This window comes from Serratia sp. JUb9 (genome assembly GCF_014298095.1).
GTDB classification, from domain to species: domain Bacteria; phylum Pseudomonadota; class Gammaproteobacteria; order Enterobacterales; family Enterobacteriaceae; genus Serratia_B; species Serratia_B rhizosphaerae.
Genome location: NZ_CP060416.1, coordinates 4275907 through 4298353, shown reverse-complemented (window position 1 = coordinate 4298353; position 22447 = coordinate 4275907). Strand labels below are relative to the sequence as shown.

Sequence of the window (22447 nt, the reverse complement as noted above, 5' to 3'; positions counted from 1 at the left end):
GTTTTCTCTGTCCCTCAGATTGCTCCGTTTCGTCCGCCGAATTTTATGCGATGCGCTATATTTAGCAGGGCGTAATTGCGCAATGAATAGTCCAAATCTCTGTGATTAGTTAAAAAACCAGCGCCTTATGCGGCAGTGTTGCCAATCGGAGACAATCTGTATTATTTAAAATCAATGGGTTAGCAAGGGTGTCTCTGATGCGTCTGGATGATGTCGTTGATTAGCGACAGTATTTAGCCTGTTTTTTCAGCGATAAATCATATCTTATTGATTTTTAATGGTTGTTTAAAGTTGGCATGGCGGTTGCAATATTCCTGGCGTGGATGGCCGAACGAACAGATATCGTGAAGTATCCCTGAATCAAAGCCGCGCGAATCGCGGCGACAGAATCCGCAGGTATTCGGGATTCACCAACAAAAGGAAGAGATCGATGAAAAAGACCAAGTTTGCACAATCAATGATGGCTGTCGTATTGGGTTCCGTTCTGGTGAGCGGTAGCGCTCTGGCCGAAGGTTCGTTGCTCGATAAGGCATCCAGCGTGGCTGATAGCACTGGCAGCAAAATCGATAGCTCTATGCAAAAAGTCGACAGCTCAATGAAGAAAGTCGACGGCTATATGGATGACAGCGCGATCACCGCAAAAGTGAAAAGCGCGCTGGTGCAGGACAAGACTATTTCTTCCAGCAACGACATTTCGGTGAAAACGGAAAAAGGCGTTGTGACGCTGAGCGGCTTTGTCGCCAGCCAGGCGCTGGCTGAGCAGGCGGTCGCCGTGGCAGGCAAAGTGGAAGGCGTGAAATCCGTCAGCGATAAGCTGCACGTGAAAGATGAAGCCAAGCAGTCGGTGAAATCCTATGCCGGTGATGCCGCTGCCACCACGGAGCTGAAAGCCAAGCTGCTGGCCGATGACATCGTGCCTTCGCGCAATGTGAAAGTGGAAACCACCGACGGCGTGGTGCAGCTGTCTGGTGAAGTGAAGTCGCAGGAACAGTCTGAGCGTGCGGAAAGCATCGCCAAGGCGATTGACGGCGTGAAGAGCGTGAAGAACGATCTGACCGTTAAGCCATAATCAGCCCATCGCGGCGAACTCTGTCAGCAGGGGGCCGGTATCCGGCCCCCTTGATGCGTTTCATCACGGGCGCGCAGGCTGCGCCTCTACGGTAAGGAGAGGCTTATGTTTCGTTGGGGCATTATCTTTTTGGTGGTTGCGCTGATTGCCGCGGCATTGGGCTTTGGCAGTTTGGCGGGCACCGCCGCCTGGGCGGCAAAAGTGGTGTTTGTGGTCGGGATTATTCTGTTCCTGATCAGTCTGTTTACCGGCCGCCGTCGTCCTTAGCCGGTGGGCAAAGTGTAACAAATCTTGAGTCTTTTTCCGGCAGCAGGGGGGCAGATCATGAACAGCGACATTATCCTCGGACGTTGGAAACAGCTCAGAGGCCAGCTGTGGCAGGCCTGGGCTGAACTTTCCGGCAGCGACTGTGCATGGCTGACCGGCAGTAATGACTGCCTCTCCGGCATACTGCAAGAAGATTACGGAAGAGAGCAAGAAGAGGTATCCTCAGAAAAAACACCTTACTGAGGATCCCGGGTTGGGCTACAGAATACCCATCACGCTCGGCAATATTGAGCCGCTGGCGTATAAACCATACCGGCCTGGCAAACTGGCGCTGGTGTGCGAAGGGGGCGGGCAGCGCGGTATTTTCACCGCCGGCGTACTGGATGAGTTCCAGCGTGCCCGCTTCAACCCTTTTGAACTGATGATTGGCACCTCCGCCGGTGCGCAGAACCTTTCCGCCTTTATCTGCGGACAGATGGGTTACGCGCGTCGGGTGATCACCCGCTATACCACCACCGCCGATTTCTTTAATCCCTTGCGCTTTGTGCGCGGTGGCCACCTGATCGACCTCGACTGGCTGGTGAATATCACCTCGCAGCAGCTGCCGCTGGCGATGGACACGGCGGAACAACAGTTCCACGACGGGCGTGAGTTTCTGATGTGCGCCTGCCGCAGCGACGACTTCGAACCGACCTATTTCCCCGCCCGGCGCGCCAGCTGGCTGCCGACGATTAAAGCCTCCAGCGCCATTCCGGGTTTTTACCGTATGGGCGTCGATCTGGACGGCGTCAGCTATCAGGACGGTGGCATCAGCGACGCGATTCCGGTGGAGGAAGCCTACCGTCGCGGCGCGGATACCATCGTGGTGATCCGCACCGTGCCGTCACAGATGTACTATACGCCGCAGTGGATGAAGCGGATGGAGCAGTGGCTGAGCGAAAGCAGCCTGCAGCAGATGGTGCGCATCATGCGTCAGCATGAGCAGAGCTACCACCGTATTCAGCAGTTTATTGAGAAGCCGCCGGGCGACCTGCGTATCTTTGAAATCTTCCCGCCGAAGCCGCTGGCGAGCAATGCGCTTGGCAGTCGCCTGTCGTCGCTTAATCGCGACTATCATCTGGGCCGGCGCTGCGGTCGCTATTTTCTGGCGACCGTCGGCCACTGGCTGCAGGCGGCGGAAGAGGGCGACGGCGTTATGGTGAAACGGCCGCTGTCGCGGCGTTTGCTGCAGCCGGAAAGCCTGAGTATGCCGTCGCCGATCGTCAGTGAAGTGACACAGCCGGCCGCGGCGGCGCCCGCCGAGATGCGTCTGCCGCCGGACGAACTGCCGGGCGGCAAGGGAGAGGCGCTATGAGTCTGCGTTTTACCGATACCCACTGCCACTTTGATTTCCCGCCCTTCAGCGGCCACGAGGCGGAGAGCCTGCGGCGCGCGGCGGCGGCCGGCGTGGAGCGGATTATTGTGCCGTCGGTCACTGCCGATCGCTTTGCGGGCGTGGCGGGACTGGCGGAGAAGTACCCACCGTTGTACGCCGCGCTGGGGCTGCACCCGCTGTATATCGCACAGCACCATGACGCGCAGCTGGAGCAACTGGCCGACTGGCTGGCCGCACGGCCGCCCAAACTGGCGGCGGTGGGGGAAATCGGCCTGGATCTGTATATGGACGAACCGCAGTTTGCGCGTCAGCAGACGCTGCTGCGCGCCCAGCTGCAGCTGGCGAAACGCCATGACTTGCCGGTGATTCTGCATTCACGCCGCAGCCACGATCCGCTGGCCGCCATACTGCGGCGCGCCGACCTGCCGCGTCGCGGCGTGGTGCACGGCTTTGCCGGCAGTCTGTCGCAGGCGCAGGCGTTTGTACGTCTGGGCTATTTTATCGGCGTCGGCGGCACCATCAGCTATCAGCGGGCGCAGAAAACCCGCGCGGTGATGGCGCAGCTGCCGCTCAGCGCGCTGCTGCTGGAAACCGATGCGCCGGATATGCCGCTGGCCGGCCATCAGGGCGAGCCTAACAGGCCGGAACGCGCTGCCGAGGTGTTTCAGGTGCTGTGTCAGCTGCGTTCAGAACCGCCCGAGCAAATTGCCGCTCAACTTCAGCAAAATACCCAATCCCTGTTTGCGCTATAGCCGCCGTTCTGACGGCTAAAGTGTGATTTGAGTCACGTTATAAGATTTTCGTTTGCGCCTGTTTGTATACATTTGTGATGTAAGACGAGTCTGGCGCAATATTGCTCAGTATAATCCCGCCCCGTTACCAATAGTTAGCCCACAATAATGCCGGGCAGAATCTGTTTATTTTTCACCACAGGGATACTTTGCATGCAACTCATCATGAGCCTGATTGGGATGGCGGTGTTAATTGCGATCGCGGTGCTGCTTTCCAGCAACCGGCGGGCGATCAACCTGCGCACCGTGCTCGGCGCCTTTATTATTCAAATCGCGATCGGCGCGCTGGTGCTGTACGTACCGCTGGGCCAGCGCATTCTGGGCGGGATGTCGGAAGGGGTGGCCAATGTGATCGCCTACGGCAACCAGGGTATTTCGTTTATTTTCGGCGGGCTGGTGTCCGACAAGATGTTCGAACTGTTCGGCGGCGGCGGCTTTATCTTTGCGCTGCGCGTGCTGCCGGTGATTGTGTTCTTCTCGTCGCTGATCGCCGTATTGTATTACCTCGGCATTATGCAGCTGGTGATCCGCGTGCTGGGCGGCGGCCTGCAGAAGGTGTTGGGTACTTCTCGCACCGAGTCGCTGTCGGCGACCGCGAATATTTTCGTCGGGCAGACCGAAGCGCCGCTGGTGGTGCGGCCGTATATCGCCACCATGACGCAGTCCGAGCTGTTTGCCGTGATGTGCGGCGGCCTGGCGTCGGTGGCGGGTTCGGTGCTGGCCGGCTACGCGCAGATGGGCGTGCCGCTGGAATACCTGATCGCCGCTTCCTTTATGGCCGCGCCGGGCGGTTTGCTGTTCGCCAAGCTGATGGTGCCGGAAACGGAAAAAACCCATGATACGGACGATGCGACCAAACTGATCGCCGAGGAAGAGCGCCCGGCAAACGTGATTGACGCGGCGGCGTCCGGCGCGGCGTCCGGTATGCAGCTGGCGCTGAACGTCGGCGCGATGCTGCTGGCGTTTATCGCCCTGATCGCGCTGCTGAACGGCATGTTGGGCGGCATCGGCGGCTGGTTCAACTATCCGCAGCTGTCGCTGGAGCTGCTGCTGGGCTGGATCTTCTCGCCAATTGCCTTCCTGATCGGCGTGCCGTGGAGCGAGGCAATGACCGCCGGCTCCTTTATCGGCCAGAAGATTATCGTCAATGAGTTTGTCGCCTTTATGAACTTCGGCGCCTATCTGCGCCCGGATGAGGCGGTGACGGCCGACGGCTTGCAGGTGCTGTCCGCCCACACTAAGGCGATTATTTCGTTTGCGCTGTGTGGTTTCGCTAACCTTTCTTCGGTGGCGATTCTGCTGGGCGGTTTGGGCAGTATGGCGCCGAACCGTCGTCATGATATTGCGCGTCTGGGTCTGAAGGCGGTGGTGGCCGGCACCCTGTCAAACCTGATGAGTGCGACCATCGCCGGGTTCTTCCTGGCGCTGTAAACTATACTTGCGGGGCGCTGTTCTGCTTCTCCGTCGCCACGTTGGCGGCGGGGAAGCAAGCCCGTTAGACAAGGCCAGGAACGCCGCGCCGTGAGGCTTTTGTTATTCTGTGAACAATATCGCGTTATTTTGTGATTATTTTCACATATAATCTCTGACTGTTAGAGCGTTACCCCATTGGATTTTTACACCTGAACGCGGTCGGCGTATTACCGGCGTGTTCTAATCGTTACTACAGGCTGTTTGCACGTCTAGCCTAATGTGCGGTGAGAAGGACCTCAGTTGCCCTCGGGGAAGTGATTACCCCGCGCTATCTTCACGGAACCAAGTCCGCTCGCCAACAGCAAGCAGCTCAAGTTGGAGAGTTTTATGACCGAATTAACCGCCGCAGCGCAACGCGCGCTGAGCCTGATGGATTTAACCACCCTGAACGACGACGACACCGACGAGAAGGTGATCGCCTTGTGCCGTCAGGCGAACAGCCCGGCGGGCCATACCGCCGCCATCTGCATTTATCCGCGCTTTATCCCCATCGCCCGCAAAACGCTGCGCGAGCAGGGCACGCCGGATATCCGCATCGCCACCGTCACCAACTTCCCGCACGGTAACGATGATATCGACATTGCGCTGGCGGAAACCCGCGCGGCGATCGCCTACGGCGCCGACGAAGTCGACGTGGTGTTTCCATACCGCGCGCTGATGGCCGGCAATGAGCAGGTCGGTTTTGAGCTGGTGAAGCAGTGCAAGCAGGCCTGCGCCGAAGCGGATGTGTTGCTGAAAGTGATTATCGAAACCGGCGAACTGAAAGACGCGGCGCTGATCCGCAAGGCGTCTGAAATCTCCATCAACGCCGGGGCGGACTTTATTAAAACCTCCACCGGCAAAGTACCGGTGAACGCCACGTTGGAAAGCGCCGAGCTGATGATGTCGGTGATCCGCGATATGGGCGTCGGCGAGAAGGTGGGCTTCAAGCCGGCCGGCGGCGTGCGCACCGCAGAAGAGGCGCAGCATTATCTGCAACTTGCCGCGCGTATCATGGGCGCAGACTGGGCGGATGCACGGCATTTCCGCTTCGGGGCTTCCAGCCTGTTGGCCAGCCTGCTGACCACGCTGGGCTACAGCGCGCAGACGTCCGGCAGCGGCTACTGATTCTCGCTTTCGTCCCGGCGCGTCCGGGGCGTCTTTGATAACTCTACACACGCAGATTGCAGGAGGATATTTTGTTCCTGGCACAAGAAATTATTCGTAAGAAACGCGACGGTCAGCCGCTGAGCGAAGAAGAGATTCGCTTCTTTATTAACGGTATCCGCGATAACGTCGTCTCCGAAGGGCAGATTGCCGCGCTGGCGATGACCATCTATTTTCATGATATGACCATGCCTGAGCGCGTGGCGCTGACCATGGCGATGCGCGATTCCGGCACGGTGCTGGATTGGAAGAGCCTGGATCTCAACGGCCCGGTGGTGGACAAGCACTCCACCGGCGGCGTGGGCGACGTGACGTCGCTGATGCTCGGCCCGATGGTGGCGGCCTGCGGCGGCTACGTGCCGATGATCTCCGGCCGCGGCCTGGGCCATACCGGCGGCACCCTGGATAAACTGGAGGCCATTCCCGGCTTTAATATCTTCCCGGATGACAGCGCTTTCCGTAAAATCATCAAAGAGGTCGGCGTTGCGATTATCGGCCAGACCAGCTCGCTGGCGCCGGCGGACAAACGCTTCTATGCCACACGCGATATTACCGCCACCGTGGACTCTATTCCGCTGATTACCGGTTCGATCCTGGCCAAGAAACTGGCGGAAGGGCTGGATGCGTTGGTGATGGACGTCAAGGTGGGTTCCGGCGCCTTTATGCCGACCTATGCGCTGTCGGAAGATTTGGCGCAGGCTATCGTCGGCGTCGCCAACGGCGCCGGCTGCAAAACCACGGCGCTGCTGACCGACATGAACCAAGTGCTGGCTTCCAGCGCCGGTAATGCGGTGGAAGTGCGCGAAGCGGTGCGCTTCCTGACCGGCGAGTACCGCAACCCGCGCCTGCTGGAAGTCACCATGGCGCTGTGCGTGGAGATGCTGCTTTCCGGCGGCCTGGCGCAGGATGACGCTGATGCACGCGCCAAACTGCAGGCGGTGCTGGATAACGGCAAAGCGGCGGAAATCTTCGGCCGTATGGTGGCGGCGCAGCAGGGGCCGAGCGACTTTGTCGAGCGTTATGACAGCTATCTGCCGACGGCGACGCTGAGCAAGCCGGTGTACGCTGAGCGTGAAGGTATCGTCAGCGCCATGGATACCCGTGAACTGGGCATGGCGGTGGTGACCCTCGGCGGCGGCCGTCGCCGCGCCACCGACAGCATCGACTACAGCGTTGGCCTGACCGATATGGCGCGTCTGGGCGACCGCATTGACGCCAAACAGCCGCTGGCGGTGATCCATGCCAACGACGAAGAGAGCTGGCAGCAGGCGGCCGAAGCGGTACGCGGTGCGATGACGCTGAGCGACCAGGCGCCGGAAGCTACGCCGGTGGTGTATAAACGCATCACCCAGTAAGGCCATTTATTAATCGAGGCGGCGCGCATTGCGCCGTCAGAGCGTGGAATCACGCGGGAGAAGACAATGAAACGTACATTTATCATGGTTCTGGACTCATTCGGCATCGGCGCCAGCGCCGACGCTGAACGTTTTGGCGACAAAGGCTCGGATACCCTGGGCCACATTGCCGAAATGTGCGCGCGTGGCGAAGCAGACACCGGCCGTAGCGGCCCGTTGACCCTGCCGAACCTCAGCCGCCTTGGTCTGGGCAAAGCGGCGCAGGAGTCCACCGGCACCTTCCCGCCGGGGCTGGACGAAAATGCCGACATCATTGGCGCTTACGGCTATGCCAGCGAACTTTCTTCCGGTAAGGACACGCCATCGGGCCACTGGGAGATCGCCGGGGTGCCGGTACTGTTCGACTGGGGCTACTTTAAAGACGAACACAACAGCTTCCCGCAGGCACTGCTGGACAAGCTGGTGGAGCGCGCCAAGCTGCCGGGCTACCTCGGCAACTGCCATTCCTCCGGTACGGTGATCCTCGATCAGCTCGGCGAAGAACACATGAAGACCGGCAAGCCGATTTTCTACACCTCGGCGGACTCGGTGTTCCAGATTGCCTGTCATGAAGAAACCTTCGGCCTGGAGCGTCTGTATGAGCTGTGCGAAATCGCCCGCGAAGAACTGACCGAAGGCGGCTACAACATCGGCCGCGTGATCGCCCGTCCGTTCGTCGGCGATAAGCCGGGCAACTTCCAGCGCACCGGCAACCGCCACGATCTGGCGGTCGAGCCGCCGGCGCCGACGGTACTGAAAAAACTGGTGGATGAGAAGGGCGGCGACGTGGTGTCCATCGGCAAGATTGCCGATATCTACGCCAACGTTGGCATTACCAAAAAGGTTAAGGCGACCGGGATTGACGCGCTGTTTGACGCCACCGTCAAAGAGATGGCGCAGGCCGGCGACAATACCATCGTGTTCACCAACTTTGTCGATTTCGACTCCTCTTACGGCCACCGCCGCGACGTGGCGGGCTACGCCGCCGCGCTGGAGCTGTTTGACCGCCGTCTGCCGGAGCTGCTGAAGCTGGTGAAAGACGACGATATGATCATCTTCACCGCCGACCACGGCTGCGACCCGACCTGGGGCGGCACCGACCATACGCGCGAGCACATTCCGGTGCTGGTCTACGGCCCGAATGTGAAACCGGGCTCGTTGGGCCACCGCGAAACCTTTGCCGATATTGGCCAGACCGTCGCGAATTATTTTGGTCTGTCGCCAATGGAATATGGCAAGACTATGTTCTAATACGCAGTTGGCGCCGGGGGAATACCCCGGCGCATTTTTATTCATGACGATAGTATAAGGAAAATAATTATGGCAACTCCGCACATTAACGCCGAAATGGGTGATTTCGCAGACGTCGTTCTGATGCCGGGCGACCCGTTACGCGCGAAATATATCGCGGAAACCTTCCTGGAAGATGCGGTGGAAGTGAACAACGTGCGCGGCATGTTGGGCTTCACCGGCACTTACAAAGGCCGCAAAATTTCCGTTATGGGTCATGGCATGGGCATCCCGTCCTGCTCCATCTACGCGCGTGAACTGATTGCGGAGTTCGGCGTGAAGAAACTGATCCGCGTGGGTTCCTGCGGCGCGGTGCGCGACGATATTAAACTGCGCGACGTGGTGATCGGTATGGGCGCCTGCACCGACTCCAAAGTGAACCGTCTGCGTTTTAAAGATCACGACTACGCGGCGATCGCGGATTTCGACATGGTGCGCAACGCGGTTGACGCTGCCGCTGCTCAGAACATCCCGGCGCGCGTCGGCAACATCTTCTCCGCCGATCTGTTCTATACGCCGGATCCGGACATGTTCCAGGTGATGAAAAAGTACGGCATTCTGGGTGTGGAAATGGAAGCGGCCGGCATTTACGGCGTGGTGGCGGAACTGCAGGAAGAGTACGGCTGTAAAGCGCTGACCATCTGCACCGTATCCGACCATATTCTGCGTCATGAGCAGACTACTTCCGCAGAGCGCCAGACCACCTTTAACGAAATGATCGTTATCGCGCTGGAATCTGTGCTGCTGGGCGACAAAGAGTAAGGCGGCCCGTCGGCGGCGTTATTGCCGCCGTGGTGACAATCACGCCGGCGGGTGCGAACCTGGCCGGCGTTTTTTATGCGCGGCAGACGCTATGGCTTGCGCGTCTCGTCGTCGCCGGATGCCGGCGCGGCGCTTTCCTGTTTTTCGTCGTCGTTTTCCGCCAGCGGCGTGTTGGCGGTCAGCAGATAGGGCGACTGCTGCCAGCGGCTGCGGCGGCCCTGCAGCAGGCAGCGCGCCAGAATAATGCCGATGGCCAGCGACAGCAGCATCATCAGCCGCAGCAGGTTGGTGGTGTTATCCACCTGTTTGGCCTCGGTCGCCAGCACGTGGGTGTCCAGGGTGATGCGGATAAAGCCGCACGGGCCGTCTTTACCTTTAATGGCTTCAACCAGTTGATTGTTGAAGTAGCCGCCGGCGCGTTTGCCGTCGAGGGACAGGCGGTCGCGTACGCTGATGGTTTCCCCGGCGTGGGCGATCAGCGTACCGTCCAGTTGGTAGACGCTGGCGTCCAGAATACGGCTGTGGTCGGTCATCTGTGTGAGGATGGCGTCGATGCGCTGATTATCAATATCGCTGTCGTCGTCAAGCAGCGGCGCCAGGCTGAAGGCGACCTGTTTCGTCAGGGTTTGCGCCAGATCCTCCACCTGCTCGGAGCGCGCCAGCTGATGGCTCAGGCTAAAATAGGAGGCGCCCTGCATCAACAGCACCAATAACGCCAGGCAAATCAGAATGATGGCGGTGCGGTGCAGACGAAATTTCAGTTTGGCTGTAGCCATACGGCTTCCTTAATCTCAGAGAGAGTTTATGTTGCCAGAAGCCGGCCCGATAGGATAGCTTGATGGGTTGTTTTGTACCCGTCATATTTCACGTTGCAGGCGTGTTGGCTACGCGCAGCCACCCGAATCACTTACCTGGGTAAGCCCAGCGGGATTCCTTCCCTTGCCGCCTTCCTGCAACGCGAACTATTTAGGGTATATCACGTGTGTTGCCTGTCTTTGCCCGCCGTTGCCGCTTTGGTTTCACGCTGCCGCAACGTAGAATCAGGCGGGTATACCTTATAGCTGCCCCTTCAGGAGTTAATGATGTCGAATAGTCTGACCTATTGTGACCTCCCGGCCGAGATCTCCCAATGGCCGGGTCTTCCCCTTTCACTGAGCGGTGACGAAGTGATGCCGCTGGATTATTGGGCGGGCCACACCGGTTGGCTACTCTACGGCAGAAAACTGGATAAAGAGCGTATCACGCAGTTCCAGCGTCGGCTCGGCGCGGCGATGGTGATCGTCACCGCCTGGCGCGTGGAGGATTACCAGGTGGTGCGTCTGGCCGGTTCGCTGACGGCACGCGCCAAAACGCTGGCGGCGGAGAGCGGGCTGGACGTGGCGCCGCTCGGCAAGATCCCGCATCTGCGTACGCCGGGCCTGCTGGTGATGGATATGGACTCCACCGCGATTGAGATTGAGTGCATTGATGAAATCGCCAAGCTGGCGGGCGTGGGCGAGCAGGTGTCCGAAGTGACCGAGCGGGCGATGCGCGGCGAGCTGGATTTTTCCGCCAGCCTGCGGCAGCGGGTCGGTACGCTGAAGGGCGCCGACGCCAATATCCTCAAACAGGTGCGCGATAACCTGCCGCTGATGCCGGGGCTGGTCAATCTGGTGCGGAAGCTGCAGGCGCTGGACTGGCACGTTGCCATCGCGTCCGGCGGCTTCACCTATTATGCCGAGCACCTGCGCGATACGCTGAAGCTGGTGGCGGTGGCTGCCAATGAGCTGGAAATCCGCGACGGTAAGCTGACCGGCGAAGTGGTGGGACCGATTGTCGATGCTCAGTACAAGGCCGATACGCTGACGCAGCTGGCAGAAAAGCTGGGCATTGAGCCGCAGCAGACCGTGGCGATCGGCGACGGCGCCAACGATGTGAAAATGATGCAGGCGGCGGGGCTGGGCATTGCCTATCACGCCAAGCCGACGGTGTATGACAAGGCTCAGGTGGCGATTCGTCATGCCGATCTGATCGGCGTATTATGCGTGCTGAGCGGCAGCCTGAAACACGAAGTGCGCTAATCGTTGCCCGCCGGCGCGGGCCGAATCATCAGCAAATCAGTATTCTCCAAGAGGTAACACGTGGCAAAAGCAGCGAAACGGGCGTTTGTATGTAATGAGTGCGGGGCGGATTATCCGCGCTGGCAGGGGCAGTGCAGCGCGTGCCAGGCCTGGAATACCATTACCGAGGTCCGTCTGGCCGCCTCGCCTGCGGCGGCGCGCAACGAGCGTTTCAGCGGCTATGCCGGCGAGAACGGCGTCAGCAAGGTGCAGCGGCTGTCGGAGATCAGCCTGGAAGAGCTGCCGCGTTTTTCTACCGGCTTTCTGGAGTTTGACCGCGTGCTCGGCGGCGGCGTGGTGCCGGGCAGCGCGATCCTTATCGGCGGCAGCCCCGGCGCCGGCAAGAGTACCCTGCTGCTGCAAACGCTGTGCAAGCTGTCAGAGCAGATGAAAACGCTGTACGTCACCGGCGAAGAGTCGCTGCAGCAGGTGGCGATGCGCGCGCACCGCCTAGGGCTGCCGACCGGCAACCTGAATATGCTGTCGGAAACCAGCATTGAGCAAATCTGCCTGATCGCCGAGCAGGAACAGCCGAAACTGATGGTGATCGACTCGATTCAGGTGATGCATATGGCGGATATCCAGTCCTCGCCGGGCAGCGTAGCGCAGGTGCGTGAAACCGCCGCTTACCTGACGCGCTTTGCCAAAACCCGCGGCGTGGCGATCGTGATGGTCGGCCACGTCACCAAAGACGGCTCGCTGGCCGGGCCGAAGGTGCTGGAGCACTGCATCGACTGCTCGATTCTGCTCGACGGCGACGCCGATTCCCGCTTCCGCACCCTGCGTAGCCACAAGAACCGCTTCGGCGCGGTCAATGAACTGGGCGTATTCGCCATGACCGAGCAGGGCCTGCGCGAGGTCAGCAACCCGTCGGCGATTTTCCTCAGCCGCGGCGAGGTGACCTCCGGCAGCTCGGTGATGGTGGTGTGGGAAGGTACGCGGCCGCTGCTGGTGGAGATCCAGGCGCTGGTGGATCACTCGATGATGTCCAACCCGCGCCGCGTGGCGGTGGGGCTGGAGCAGAACCGTCTGGCGATTCTGCTGGCGGTGCTGCACCGTCACGGCGGGTTGCAGATGGCGGATCAGGACGTGTTCGTCAACGTAGTCGGCGGTGTGAAGGTGGCGGAAACCAGCGCCGATCTGGCGCTGCTGCTGTCGCTGGTCTCCAGCCTGCGTGACCGCCCGCTGCCGCAGGATTTGGTGGTGTTCGGCGAGGTGGGCCTCGCCGGCGAGATCCGCCCGGTGCCGAGCGGTCAGGAGCGTATTTCGGAAGCGGCCAAACACGGTTTTAAACGCGCCATCGTGCCGCACGCCAACGTGCCGAAAAAAATGCCGGCCAATATGCAGGTGTTCGGCGTGAAAAAGCTGGCGGATGCGCTGGCGGTGCTGGATGAGTTTTAATGGCCGTCAGCGGAAGGAATCTGTGCTAACGTGTTTAGCATATTGAACAGGAGGCGTGATGCGGCAATTTGATTATCTGAAGGCGGCGATTAAGCAGCAGGGGTGCACCCTGCAACAGGTGGCGGACGCCAGCGGCATGACCAAAGGCTATCTCAGCCAGCTGCTTAATGACAAAATCAAGAGTCCCAGCGCGCAGAAACTGGAGGCGCTGCACCGCTTTCTCGGTCTGGAATTTCCGCGTCGGGAGAAAAAGGTCGGCGTGGTGTTTGGTAAATTTTACCCGTTGCACACCGGCCATATTTATCTGATCCAGCGCGCCTGCAGCCAGGTGGATGAGCTGCATGTGATTTTGTGTTACGACGAACCGCGCGATCGCGAGCTGTTCGATAACAGTTCGATGTCGCAGCAGCCGACGGTCAGCGACCGCCTGCGCTGGCTGCTGCAAACCTTCAAATACCAGAAGAATATCCATATCCATGCGTTCGACGAACAGGGCATCGAGCCGTATCCGCACGGCTGGGGCGTGTGGAGCAACGGCATGAAGCAGTTTATGGAACAGCAGGGCATTATGCCGAGCGTGATTTATTCCAGTGAAACGCAGGATGCGCCGCGCTACCGCGAATATCTGGCGACGGAAACCATCCTGATCGATCCTGAACGTTCGTTTATGAAGATCAGCGGCCGGCAGATCCGCCAGGACCCGTTCCGCTACTGGGAATATATTCCCACCGAAGTGAAGCCGTTCTTTGTGCGCACCGTGGCGATACTGGGCGGCGAGTCCAGCGGCAAGTCGACGCTGGTCAACAAGCTGGCCAATATCTTCAATACCACCAGCGCCTGGGAGTACGGCCGCGACTATGTGTTCTCCCATCTGGGCGGCGACGAAATGGCGCTGCAATATTCCGACTACGACAAGATTGCCCTGGGCCAGGCGCAGTACGTGGATTTTGCGGTGAAGTACGCCAACAAGGTGGCGTTTATCGATACCGATTTTGTGACCACGCAGGCGTTCTGCAAAAAGTACGAAGGGCGGGAACACCCCTTTGTGCAGGCGCTGATCGATGAGTATCGCTTCGATCTGGTGATCCTGCTGGAGAACAACACGCCGTGGGTGGCGGACGGTTTGCGCAGCCTGGGCAGCCCCGGCGAGCGCAAGGCGTTCCAGAACCTGCTTGAAGAGATGCTGCACGCCAATAACATTGAGTATGTACGTGTCGAGTCCAGCGACTACGATGAGCGCTTCCTGCGCTGTGTGGAGCTGGTGCAGCAACTGATGGCGGCGGACGTCGGCCGGGTGAAAGACGTGCCGCAGGCGGGCTGATTAGCTGATTGTGCGCTCGCCGCAACGCCGGGCCGCGATATGCGCCGCTGTTTACGTAATGTTCACGCTGTGCTGATTACGTTAGGTTTTTGTCACGATAAAGACAGTAAAAACCATGACGTATCGTTTACTTATTCTGTGGTTACTGGGCTATGCGGCGGCGTGGACGCTGCTCAGCGTTCAGCTCGATCCTACACTGCCCTACGACGCCGTCGAGGCGCTGAACTGGGGCCTGAATGCCGAATGGGGCTCGCCGAAAAATCCCTGGCTGGTGGGCGCGGCCATGTGTCCGGCGATCTGGCTGCCGGGCATACCGTTGAACGTTTACTGGTACGCCGGGCACTTTGCGGCGATCGCTATCGGTATGCTGGGCGTGTGGCTGCTGGCGCGGCGGCTGAGCGGCAGCAGGCGTCTGGCCTGGCTGGCGATGCTGACGCTCAACCTGTCCGGCATTATCAATTTCGACATTATCCCCTATAACGACAACTATCTGCTGGTGATGCTGTGGCCGTGGATGCTGCTGTTTTTCCACCTGGCGATTAGCCGCTCCGCCAACTGGTGGCCGGCCTTTGGCGTCGCAGCCGGTCTGGCGATGATGGCGAAATACTCCACCTTCGCCTTTGTTTATTTCATTGTGTTGTCGACGCTGATGGTGCCGCAGATTCGCCGCTGCTATCGCCAGCCGCAGTTTTATCTGGCGGTGGCGATCTGGCTGGCGCTGGTGCTGCCGAATGTGCTCTGGCTCTGGCACCATGATTTTGCCGCGTTCCGATGGGTGGGCTCACAGACCCGTATGCAGCTTAACGTCGGTGTTCTGCGTTCGTTGTTGCTGGTGTTTTACCCGCTGTTGGTGCTGTGGTGGATCCTGCGGCGCGCCGGCGCGGAGTTGGGCTGTCCGGACACTCGGCCGACGCGGGTGCTGCTGTGGGTGTACCTTTTGCCGCTGGGGATTATCGCCTTCTGGTTCTTCTTCCGCGTCGGCGGCCGGCTGACCGAATGGCTGCAGCCGTTCTTTATCGTGGCGCCGGCGCTGCTGGCCGGTTGCGTACGTCAGCTGCCGACGCGTTCGCTGCGGGCGGCGACGATCGGGCTGCTGTGTGCCGCGCTGGCGGTATACCTGGGCTACGCGGCGGTGATGCTGGGCAATGTGCGCAACGCCGGGCAGAAGATGGTGGGTATCAAGGCGTTCAGCGCCGCGGTGGAGCAGCACTGGCGGCAGCGCTACGGCACCGGACTGCGCTATGTCGGCGGCGCCTATTTATCTCAGTGGATGACGCTATATGCCGATTCTCGCCCGCAGGTCATTACCCGCTGGTCCAATGATCTCCAGCCGAATATCTATAATGCTCACCTTGATGCCGCACAGCTGGCGCGGCACGGCGTGGCGCTGTTCGGGCGGCTGGGGGAGACGTGCGCGCAGAACGATTTTGACGGTGCGCTGGCGCAGTGGCCGTCGCTGCATATCGACCGGCGGCAGGAGATGTCGTTCCGGGCCGATCCGCAGGAGGAGGCCCAGACGCTGTGCGTGGCGTTTGTCCGGCCGAACGGCTGAACGGCAGCACCAATAAAAAGGCCCGCGAGCGCGGGCCTTGGCAAAGAGAAGCGCGCTTATTTGGCGATCTTCTTGTACTTGATGCGGTGCGGCTCCAGCGCGTCGGCGCCCAGCGTACGCTTCTTGTACTCTTCGTATTCGGTAAAGTTGCCTTCGAAGAACTCCACCTTACCCTCATCCTGATAGTCGATGATGTGGGTGGCGATGCGGTCGAGGAACCAACGGTCGTGCGAGATAACCAGCGCACAGCCCGGGAACTCCAGCAGGGCGTTTTCCAGCGCGCGCAGGGTTTCGATATCCAGGTCGTTGGTCGGTTCATCGAGCAGCAGAACGTTGCCGCCAACCTGCAGCAGCTTGGCCAGGTGCAGACGGCCGCGTTCGCCGCCGGACAGTTCGCCGACGCGTTTGCCCTGATCGACGCCTTTGAAGTTAAAGCGGCCGACGTAGGCGCGGCTTGGCATTTCGGTGTTGCCGATGCGCATGATGTCCTGACCGCCGGAGACTTCTTCCCACACGGTTTTCTTGTCGTCCATGCTGTCGCGGAACTGATCGACCGAGGCCAGCTTGACGGTGTCGCCCAGCGTGATGCTGCCGCCGTCCGGCTGTTCCGCGCCGGAAAGCATGCGGAACAGGGTGGATTTACCGGCGCCGTTCGGGCCGATAATGCCGACGATGGCACCCTTCGGCAGTGAGAACGACAGATCGTCGATCAGCACGCGGTCGCCGTAGGATTTATGCAGATTGCTGACTTCGACCACTTTGTCGCCCAGTCGCGCGCCAGGCGGAATGAACAGTTCGTTGGTCTCGTTGCGTTTCTGGTATTCGGTGCTGTTCAGTTCTTCAAAGCGGGCCAGACGGGCCTTGCCTTTTGACTGACGGCCTTTGGCGCCCTGACGCACCCACTCCAGCTCTTTCTCGATCGATTTGCGGCGTGCGGCTTCGGCAGAGGCTTCCTGCGCCAGACGCGCGTCTTTCTGCTCCAGCCAGGAAGAGTAGTTGCCTTCCCACGGGATGCCTTCGCCACGGTCCAGCTCGAGGATCCAGCCGGCGACGTTGTCGAGGAAGTAACGGTCGTGGGTAATCGCCACTACGGTGCCTTCGAAGTCGTGCAGGAAGCGCTCCAGCCAGGCGACGGATTCGGCGTCCAGGTGGTTGGTCGGTTCATCCAGCAGCAGCATGTCCGGCTTTTCCAACAGCAGACGGCACAGCGCCACGCGGCGGCGTTCACCCCCGGACAGGTGCTCAATCTTGGCGTCCCACTCCGGCAGGCGCAGCGCATCGGCGGCGCGCTCCAGCTGGGCGTTGAGGTTGTGACCGTCATGCGCCTGGATGATCTCTTCCAGCCGGCCCTGTTCGGCGGCCAGTTTGTCGAAGTCGGCGTCTTCTTCCGCGTACAGCGCGTACACTTCGTCCAGGCGCTTCAGCGCGCCGACCACTTCCGCCAGCGCCTCTTCCACCGACTCGCGCACGGTGTGCTGCAGATTAAGCTGCGGCTCCTGCGGCAGATAGCCGATTTTGATGCCTGGCTGCGGGCGCGCTTCGCCTTCGATGTCTTTATCGATGCCGGCCATAATGCGCAGCAGGGTAGACTTACCGGCGCCGTTCAGGCCCAGTACGCCGATTTTTGCCCCAGGGAAGAAGCTGAGGGAGATGTTTTTCAGTATATGACGCTTCGGCGGTACTACTTTGCCGACGCGGTGCATGGTATAGACGTATTGAGCCACGTTGCTCGAGCCTCTTAAGTTACAGAAGTTTACGATGTCTCATGCCTGTAATAACACAGCAGATGAGACAGGTAGTTGTGATGGCAAAGTTTAGCTGGTTTTGCTGCGTTATCCCAGCCATCGCTACGTGATCTCATCTTCTCTGGCTCCTTTGCATGTTCTGGTGCGTTGAACATGCTGTGAGAGTGCAAGGTACCAGGTGATTTGGCGTTTTTCCCTCGTATAGAGGTATTGTTAATGGATTTTATTTAATGTTTTTTGTGTTTTTATTATGGACGTTAATGTTGTGAGTGAGGGGTAAACAAGTACTCTGACTTCCTTGAATGACGCGTAATGTTCAACAGACTGATTGACCTATTTATGGTGTTGTAGGGGCAGTGAAGAGAACCAACCGAGTAAACAATGGACTGGCAACCACATACCAGTCTGGCCAAGTATCGTGTTAATGCCCAACAGATACTCGGATGTTGTGCCTTGCCTATTACGTCTATCGCTCCTCCTCTTGGTACTTTGAGAACACTACACTTCTGAATATGTCGAGTCATCAGGAGAATAAAAATGTTTAGTCAGAATACTGATAAAGTAAATCAAGATAATAATCATAATGTTATGTCGGATGTTATTAGCGAATTACGTTCTAATTTTTATACGGCGGAGGAGTTTGGTGCGGTTGGTGACGGTAAAACTGACGATTATACGGCGTTTCAACGTATGTTAGATCAGGTTCCTGCGGGAGCAACCATTATTTTGGATGGAACGAAAACTTATTACAATGCTTTTACTACCTCAGGGCTGAGTGGTTCATGGAAAATAACGAAACCCGTGACTATGTATTGTAACGGTGCAACATTGACTCGTAGAAAAACACAATCATCAGCGGATAACCAATCAGCTATATTTATACTCGAACGTGTCGATGGTGTGAGAATATTTGATGTGTCTATTGATGGCGGGAACCCTATTGGGCAACCGGTAAATAGTACCGGCACGATTGTTAGCACCAAAAAAACGGCATTGTGTCAAGCTATAGATTATGGGGTATATGTTGTCAGTTCATCCAATGTTGTTATTACTGGGGTAATTGAGCGATGTGCTTTTCCCGTGTGGGTAAAATCATCAAATACCTTTCGGTTTTCCGGTAGCGTAAATTATGCCGGTCAGGTGGTGCCTAATGTAACAGTCTCAGATCTTGCATATGGAGCCGGTATTAAATTATCTGAATCTTATAACTTCGATATAAATGTTGATGGTAAAGGGAATGCAAACGCTACTGTTGAGGTTGAACCTGCAAGTTTTAATGGAAGTATTGTTTGTCGGAGTTGGGAGAATATATCTAGCGGAATGACGATTACCGACAGTAGAAGTATTACTTTTAAATCATACGCATTTAACTCCAATACGGGGGTGCAAATCATCCAAACCGCCAGTAAGGATGCGGAGAGACATACACGAAGTATTGTGGGGGAGGCTGTAAATGAAGGTGGTACATGGGGGGCGTCTATCAGCCAACGTTCTGGTGCGGCTCAGAAATTGACAGGGGTGACACTGCGTGTACAGAGTTATCAATGTAAAACTCACGGCCTCTATTTATTGAATCAATCATCAATAGAAATGCGAAATATTGTTATCGATTATAATGGTGTTGATACAGCAAGTGAGTCGTATTTATCGTCGGGTAATGATGTCATCATTACAGGGGATGTCCGGGTTGATCTTAAGATGAAAACGACGGGCTGCTATAATGGACTGGTGATTAATGGCCTACAACACGCTGATTTTCCTCCCCGTGTTGTAGGCGATTTTCGTGAGGCGAATTTTGTCCCGGGTTATGTATTGGGTAAATCTTCAATGGTTGATTTGTCAGGGTCAATTACGCGGGACGATTATATGTTGACAAGCTCGGCTACAAATACAAAAGTTGCCAAAATACTTCCGGGCGGTAACCTTGGGCCATACTCTGGAGTTACCATGGAAACTAATCATTTATATATTCCTGGAGTTCCTGATTCTATGGGATTAAATCATGAGATGTATGCTGGGCAACGGCCAGAGGGGGCTGCTGGGCAAAATTACCTTATGGTAAGAAAAGATAATTAGTTATTCATGTGGATAAGATCTTGCCATGCGGAAACTTTCTATTTTTTACCATCAGGAGTTTCGCGTGAGGCGTGGAGAAAACCACAGGCTTTTATCGGGCTATAGCCGCACTCTGTATTCGATCCCAGCTATCGTATGACGATCGCTAAGTATAATGGGAAATGCGCCAGTAAAGGCGCATTTTACGGCGGTTATGGCGTAACGATGATCGACACGCGGCGGTTTTCGGCGCGGCCTTTGGACGTGCGGTTATCGGCGACCGGGTCGCGTTTGCCCATGCCGCGGGTCTCGATATCGGAGCGCGGAATGCCGACGCTGGCCAACTGATCGGCGACGGTGTTGGCGCGGCGCAGCGACAGCCGATCGTTGTAGCTGTCTTCGCCATAGTTGTCGGTATGACCGTCAAGACGGAATTTAACGATGTTGACGCTCAGCAGCGCCTGCCCCATTTTTTTGACCGTTTCTGCGCTTTCCGGGCTGAGTTTGCCGACGTTATTACCGAACAGCACTTTATCGGACATGCCGAACTCCCAGCCTTTATTGGTCAGCTTGAACCCTTGCGCCTGCAGCAGCGCTATCTGCTCTGCCGTGAGTCCCTGCTTGCTCTGGCAGCCGGCCAGCGCCAATACGGCGATAAACATCATCGCCAGCAGTGAAAAAGGTCGTGTGAAGCGTTGCTTGATCATAATGATTCCCTGTTTTCCTCTTGATCGGTTGGGGGGGCTATTTTTGAATCGCCAGCCGCCAACCTCCGTGATAACGATGCTTCGCCTGGTACATGGCGTCATCGGCTTCGTGCAGCAATCCCTGAGGCGTTGCCGCATGATCGGGGTAGAAGGCAATGCCGATACTGAGTGAGGCGATAACCTGTTGCTGGTTCGGCAATTCCACCGGCTGCGCCATACAGCCGATAATTTTATCGGCGATGTGCGTGACGTCTGACTGCCGGCGCACCGGCGACAGCAGCACGGCGAACTCATCGCCGCCCATACGCGCCACCACGTCGCCGTCGCGCAGCTGCGAGCGGATGCGGCCGGCGATGGTGGTCAGCACCGCGTCGCCCGCGGCGTGGCCGTGGCTGTCGTTGACCTCTTTGAAACGGTCTCCGTCGATAAACAGCACCGCCAGTTTTTCTTCGGGGGAAATATGACTCAGAGCATGGCTGAGCTGGCCTTCAAAAAAGGCGCGGTTCGGCAGACCGGTCAGGCTATCGTGCGTGGCGCGGTGGGTCAGCGAATCATTTTCCTGCTTAAGATGCGCCTGCCAGGCCTCAAGTTCTTCCAGCAGGCCGTTAAAATCTTTGCTCAGCGTGTGCAGCTCGGCTATCGGCGCCGACGGTACGCGCTGGCCGAAGCTGCGATCGCTGCGCACCACGTGGGCGACGTTGGCGATATCATTCAGCGAGCGTACGATGCCGTGTAGCATACGCCGCGACAGAATCAGGGCGCACAGGGTGCTGAGCGCCAGGCAGGCGATAATGCCGGCCAGTCCGCGTAATAAAAAGCGCAGCAGGGTGCCGCCGTGGCCTCTCAGCCAGACTTTACCGACCTGTTTTCCTTCGTGATTGATCGGCAGCTCGATGGCCTCCGGCATCACCCAGCGCGCAACCAACTGCTCCAGCCCGTGCAGCGGGCCGTCTTTGGGGTGGTGCCAGTAGGCCAGCAGTTTGCCGTCCTTGTTCAGTATTTTGGCTTCCGAGACCTCTTCATTGGAGGCGATCAGCATCAGCACTTCGCGCGCGGCGCTGCGATCGTCGAATACCACCGCAGCCTCCACCGTGTAGCTGATAGAGCGGGCAATCAGATGCAGGTTGTGGTTGGCATAGGCGCGCAGCGCAAACAGAGCGACCAGCGTCAGGAAAATGCCGGCGGTGCCGACGGCGATCAGCGCCAGGCTCAGGTTCATGCGCTGCAGCACCTGGCCCAGCGTCGGCCGCGAATGAGCGGCGCGCTTTCTGCGAAACAGCCCGATCATGACGACCCCAGCTTACGCGCCAGTTGCAGGACGTTGGGGTGTACGCGCACGCCGCTGCGCGCCAGCGCATCCAGATTGACTTTAAAACCGATCTGCTCGCCCCGGGGCTGCAGGCAGAAGGCGCTGCCCGCACTGCATTCCGTATCATTTTCGCTGATGACGAGGATTGAATGGCCGGCGATGCGCGGGATCAGCGCCCGGCGCTGTGTATTGCTGATGTCTCCGAGATAGATCACGTCGCACTGCTGCGACAGTTTGCCGCTATCAAGCGGCAGTCGCTGCGTTTTAATCGGATGCGGGGCTTCCAGCAGCAGCGGGCTAAACAGGCCGTCGGCATAGCGCGTTTGCGCGGTAACGCACAGGCGAACAGGGTTAGGCGGCGTAGACCAGCGGGTATAGCTGATAATACCCAGCACCACGGTGGTGACGGCCTGAGTACGCGACTGCGTCAGTTCGCTGCTTTCGGTTGCGGCCTGCGAGCAAAACGGCATCAGCAGGAGCAGCCCGAGGAATAAGGGGCGAGAGAAAAATAAGCTCCGGAAGGAACCCTTGGCGGTGTTGGTTGAGCTGCTGGCGTATTCAGATCTCTTCATGGCTCATTTCGCCTGTTCCTGCAGCTTTACCTGAAAAAATTAATAAAAATCATTGCGAAAAGCGAACAATCGTCAAGCCCTGCGGACATTATCTAACCTATAATTTGCGCGGATTGTAT

At 58.1% G+C, this 22447-nt stretch carries 20 protein-coding genes; 15 read left to right on the top strand and 5 right to left on the bottom strand.

The annotated features are described in order from the left end of the window. The first annotated feature begins 430 nt into the window (after positions 1-430). The 10 genes from osmY to deoD all read left to right on the top strand — a co-directional run bounded on the left by osmY (position 431) and on the right by deoD (position 9567). Positions 431-1069 carry a molecular chaperone OsmY gene (gene osmY / locus HF675_RS20275; RefSeq protein ID WP_105229679.1) on the top strand — a complete coding sequence of 213 codons (639 nt, stop codon included), beginning with the start codon at positions 431-433 and terminating at the stop codon, positions 1067-1069. A gap of 105 nt (positions 1070-1174) precedes the next feature. Then, on the top strand, positions 1175-1336 hold the full coding sequence (locus HF675_RS20270; protein WP_015670813.1) for a DUF1328 domain-containing protein: 162 nt from the start codon (positions 1175-1177) through the stop codon (positions 1334-1336). Between the two features lie 57 nt (positions 1337-1393). After that, positions 1394-1579: a stress-response protein gene (locus HF675_RS20265; RefSeq protein WP_105229680.1), complete on the top strand. Its 186-nt coding sequence runs from the start codon at positions 1394-1396 to the stop codon at positions 1577-1579. A 10-nt stretch (positions 1580-1589) separates the two neighbouring features. After that, positions 1590-2690, top strand: a complete 1101-nt coding sequence (locus HF675_RS20260; protein ID WP_187043652.1) for a patatin family protein — start codon at positions 1590-1592, stop codon at positions 2688-2690. Then, on the top strand, positions 2687-3463 hold the full coding sequence (locus HF675_RS20255) for a TatD family hydrolase (protein ID WP_105229682.1): 777 nt from the start codon (positions 2687-2689) through the stop codon (positions 3461-3463). The genes HF675_RS20260 and HF675_RS20255 overlap by 4 nt, the downstream gene beginning before the upstream one ends. Positions 3464-3667: 204 nt before the next feature. Beyond that, complete coding sequence (locus HF675_RS20250; RefSeq protein ID WP_172606352.1) at positions 3668-4933, top strand: NupC/NupG family nucleoside CNT transporter; 1266 nt, start codon at positions 3668-3670, stop codon at positions 4931-4933. 369 nt (positions 4934-5302) lie between these two features. Beyond that, positions 5303-6082, top strand: a complete 780-nt coding sequence (deoC, locus tag HF675_RS20245; protein WP_105229684.1) for a deoxyribose-phosphate aldolase — start codon at positions 5303-5305, stop codon at positions 6080-6082. 71 nt (positions 6083-6153) lie between these two features. After that, positions 6154-7476, top strand: a complete 1323-nt coding sequence (gene deoA / locus HF675_RS20240; RefSeq protein WP_105229685.1) for a thymidine phosphorylase — start codon at positions 6154-6156, stop codon at positions 7474-7476. A 66-nt stretch (positions 7477-7542) separates the two neighbouring features. Beyond that, entirely contained in the window at positions 7543-8766 is a 1224-nt protein-coding gene (gene deoB, locus HF675_RS20235; RefSeq protein ID WP_105229686.1) for a phosphopentomutase, read from the top strand. A 69-nt stretch (positions 8767-8835) separates the two neighbouring features. Then, complete coding sequence (gene deoD / locus HF675_RS20230) at positions 8836-9567, top strand: purine-nucleoside phosphorylase (RefSeq protein ID WP_105229687.1); 732 nt, start codon at positions 8836-8838, stop codon at positions 9565-9567. An 89-nt stretch (positions 9568-9656) separates the two neighbouring features. Here the strand turns inward: deoD and HF675_RS20225 are convergent, their stop codons facing one another. Then, positions 9657-10343, bottom strand: coding sequence for a YtjB family periplasmic protein (locus HF675_RS20225; RefSeq protein WP_105229688.1), 687 nt, complete (start codon positions 10341-10343; stop codon positions 9657-9659). A gap of 306 nt (positions 10344-10649) precedes the next feature. Here HF675_RS20225 and serB point away from each other — a divergent pair, with 306 nt between their 5' ends. The 4 genes from serB (at position 10650) to HF675_RS20205 (ending at position 15940) form a co-directional block, all read left to right on the top strand. Continuing rightward, positions 10650-11627, top strand: coding sequence for a phosphoserine phosphatase (gene serB / locus HF675_RS20220; RefSeq protein WP_105229689.1), 978 nt, complete (start codon positions 10650-10652; stop codon positions 11625-11627). Between the two features lie 60 nt (positions 11628-11687). Beyond that, a complete protein-coding gene (radA, locus tag HF675_RS20215; RefSeq protein WP_105229690.1) occupies positions 11688-13067 on the top strand; it encodes a DNA repair protein RadA in 1380 nt (459 codons plus the stop codon). Positions 13068-13125: 58 nt separating this feature from the next. Continuing rightward, a complete protein-coding gene (gene nadR, locus HF675_RS20210) occupies positions 13126-14388 on the top strand; it encodes a multifunctional transcriptional regulator/nicotinamide-nucleotide adenylyltransferase/ribosylnicotinamide kinase NadR (protein WP_160028503.1) in 1263 nt (420 codons plus the stop codon). 115 nt (positions 14389-14503) lie between these two features. Continuing rightward, on the top strand, positions 14504-15940 hold the full coding sequence (locus tag HF675_RS20205; protein ID WP_187043651.1) for a glycosyltransferase family 39 protein: 1437 nt from the start codon (positions 14504-14506) through the stop codon (positions 15938-15940). A 56-nt stretch (positions 15941-15996) separates the two neighbouring features. Here the strand turns inward: HF675_RS20205 and ettA are convergent, their stop codons facing one another. Further along, positions 15997-17664, bottom strand: coding sequence for an energy-dependent translational throttle protein EttA (gene ettA, locus HF675_RS20200; RefSeq protein ID WP_105229693.1), 1668 nt, complete (start codon positions 17662-17664; stop codon positions 15997-15999). Between the two features lie 558 nt (positions 17665-18222). Between ettA and HF675_RS20195 the strand changes: the two genes are divergently transcribed. After that, positions 18223-19761: a hypothetical protein gene (locus tag HF675_RS20195; protein ID WP_187043650.1), complete on the top strand. Its 1539-nt coding sequence runs from the start codon at positions 18223-18225 to the stop codon at positions 19759-19761. A 191-nt stretch (positions 19762-19952) separates the two neighbouring features. Here HF675_RS20195 and HF675_RS20190 read toward each other — a convergent pair whose 3' ends face one another. From HF675_RS20190 to HF675_RS20180, 3 genes are read right to left on the bottom strand one after another with little or no spacing between them, the layout of a single operon-like run. Continuing rightward, positions 19953-20447, bottom strand: coding sequence for an OmpA family protein (locus HF675_RS20190; RefSeq protein WP_187043649.1), 495 nt, complete (start codon positions 20445-20447; stop codon positions 19953-19955). Positions 20448-20484: 37 nt separating this feature from the next. After that, positions 20485-21735 carry a diguanylate cyclase domain-containing protein gene (locus HF675_RS20185; protein ID WP_105229695.1) on the bottom strand — a complete coding sequence of 417 codons (1251 nt, stop codon included), beginning with the start codon at positions 21733-21735 and terminating at the stop codon, positions 20485-20487. After that, a complete protein-coding gene (locus HF675_RS20180; protein WP_187043648.1) occupies positions 21732-22328 on the bottom strand; it encodes a YfiR family protein in 597 nt (198 codons plus the stop codon). The genes HF675_RS20185 and HF675_RS20180 overlap by 4 nt, the downstream gene beginning before the upstream one ends. Positions 22329-22447: the final 119 nt, after the last annotated feature.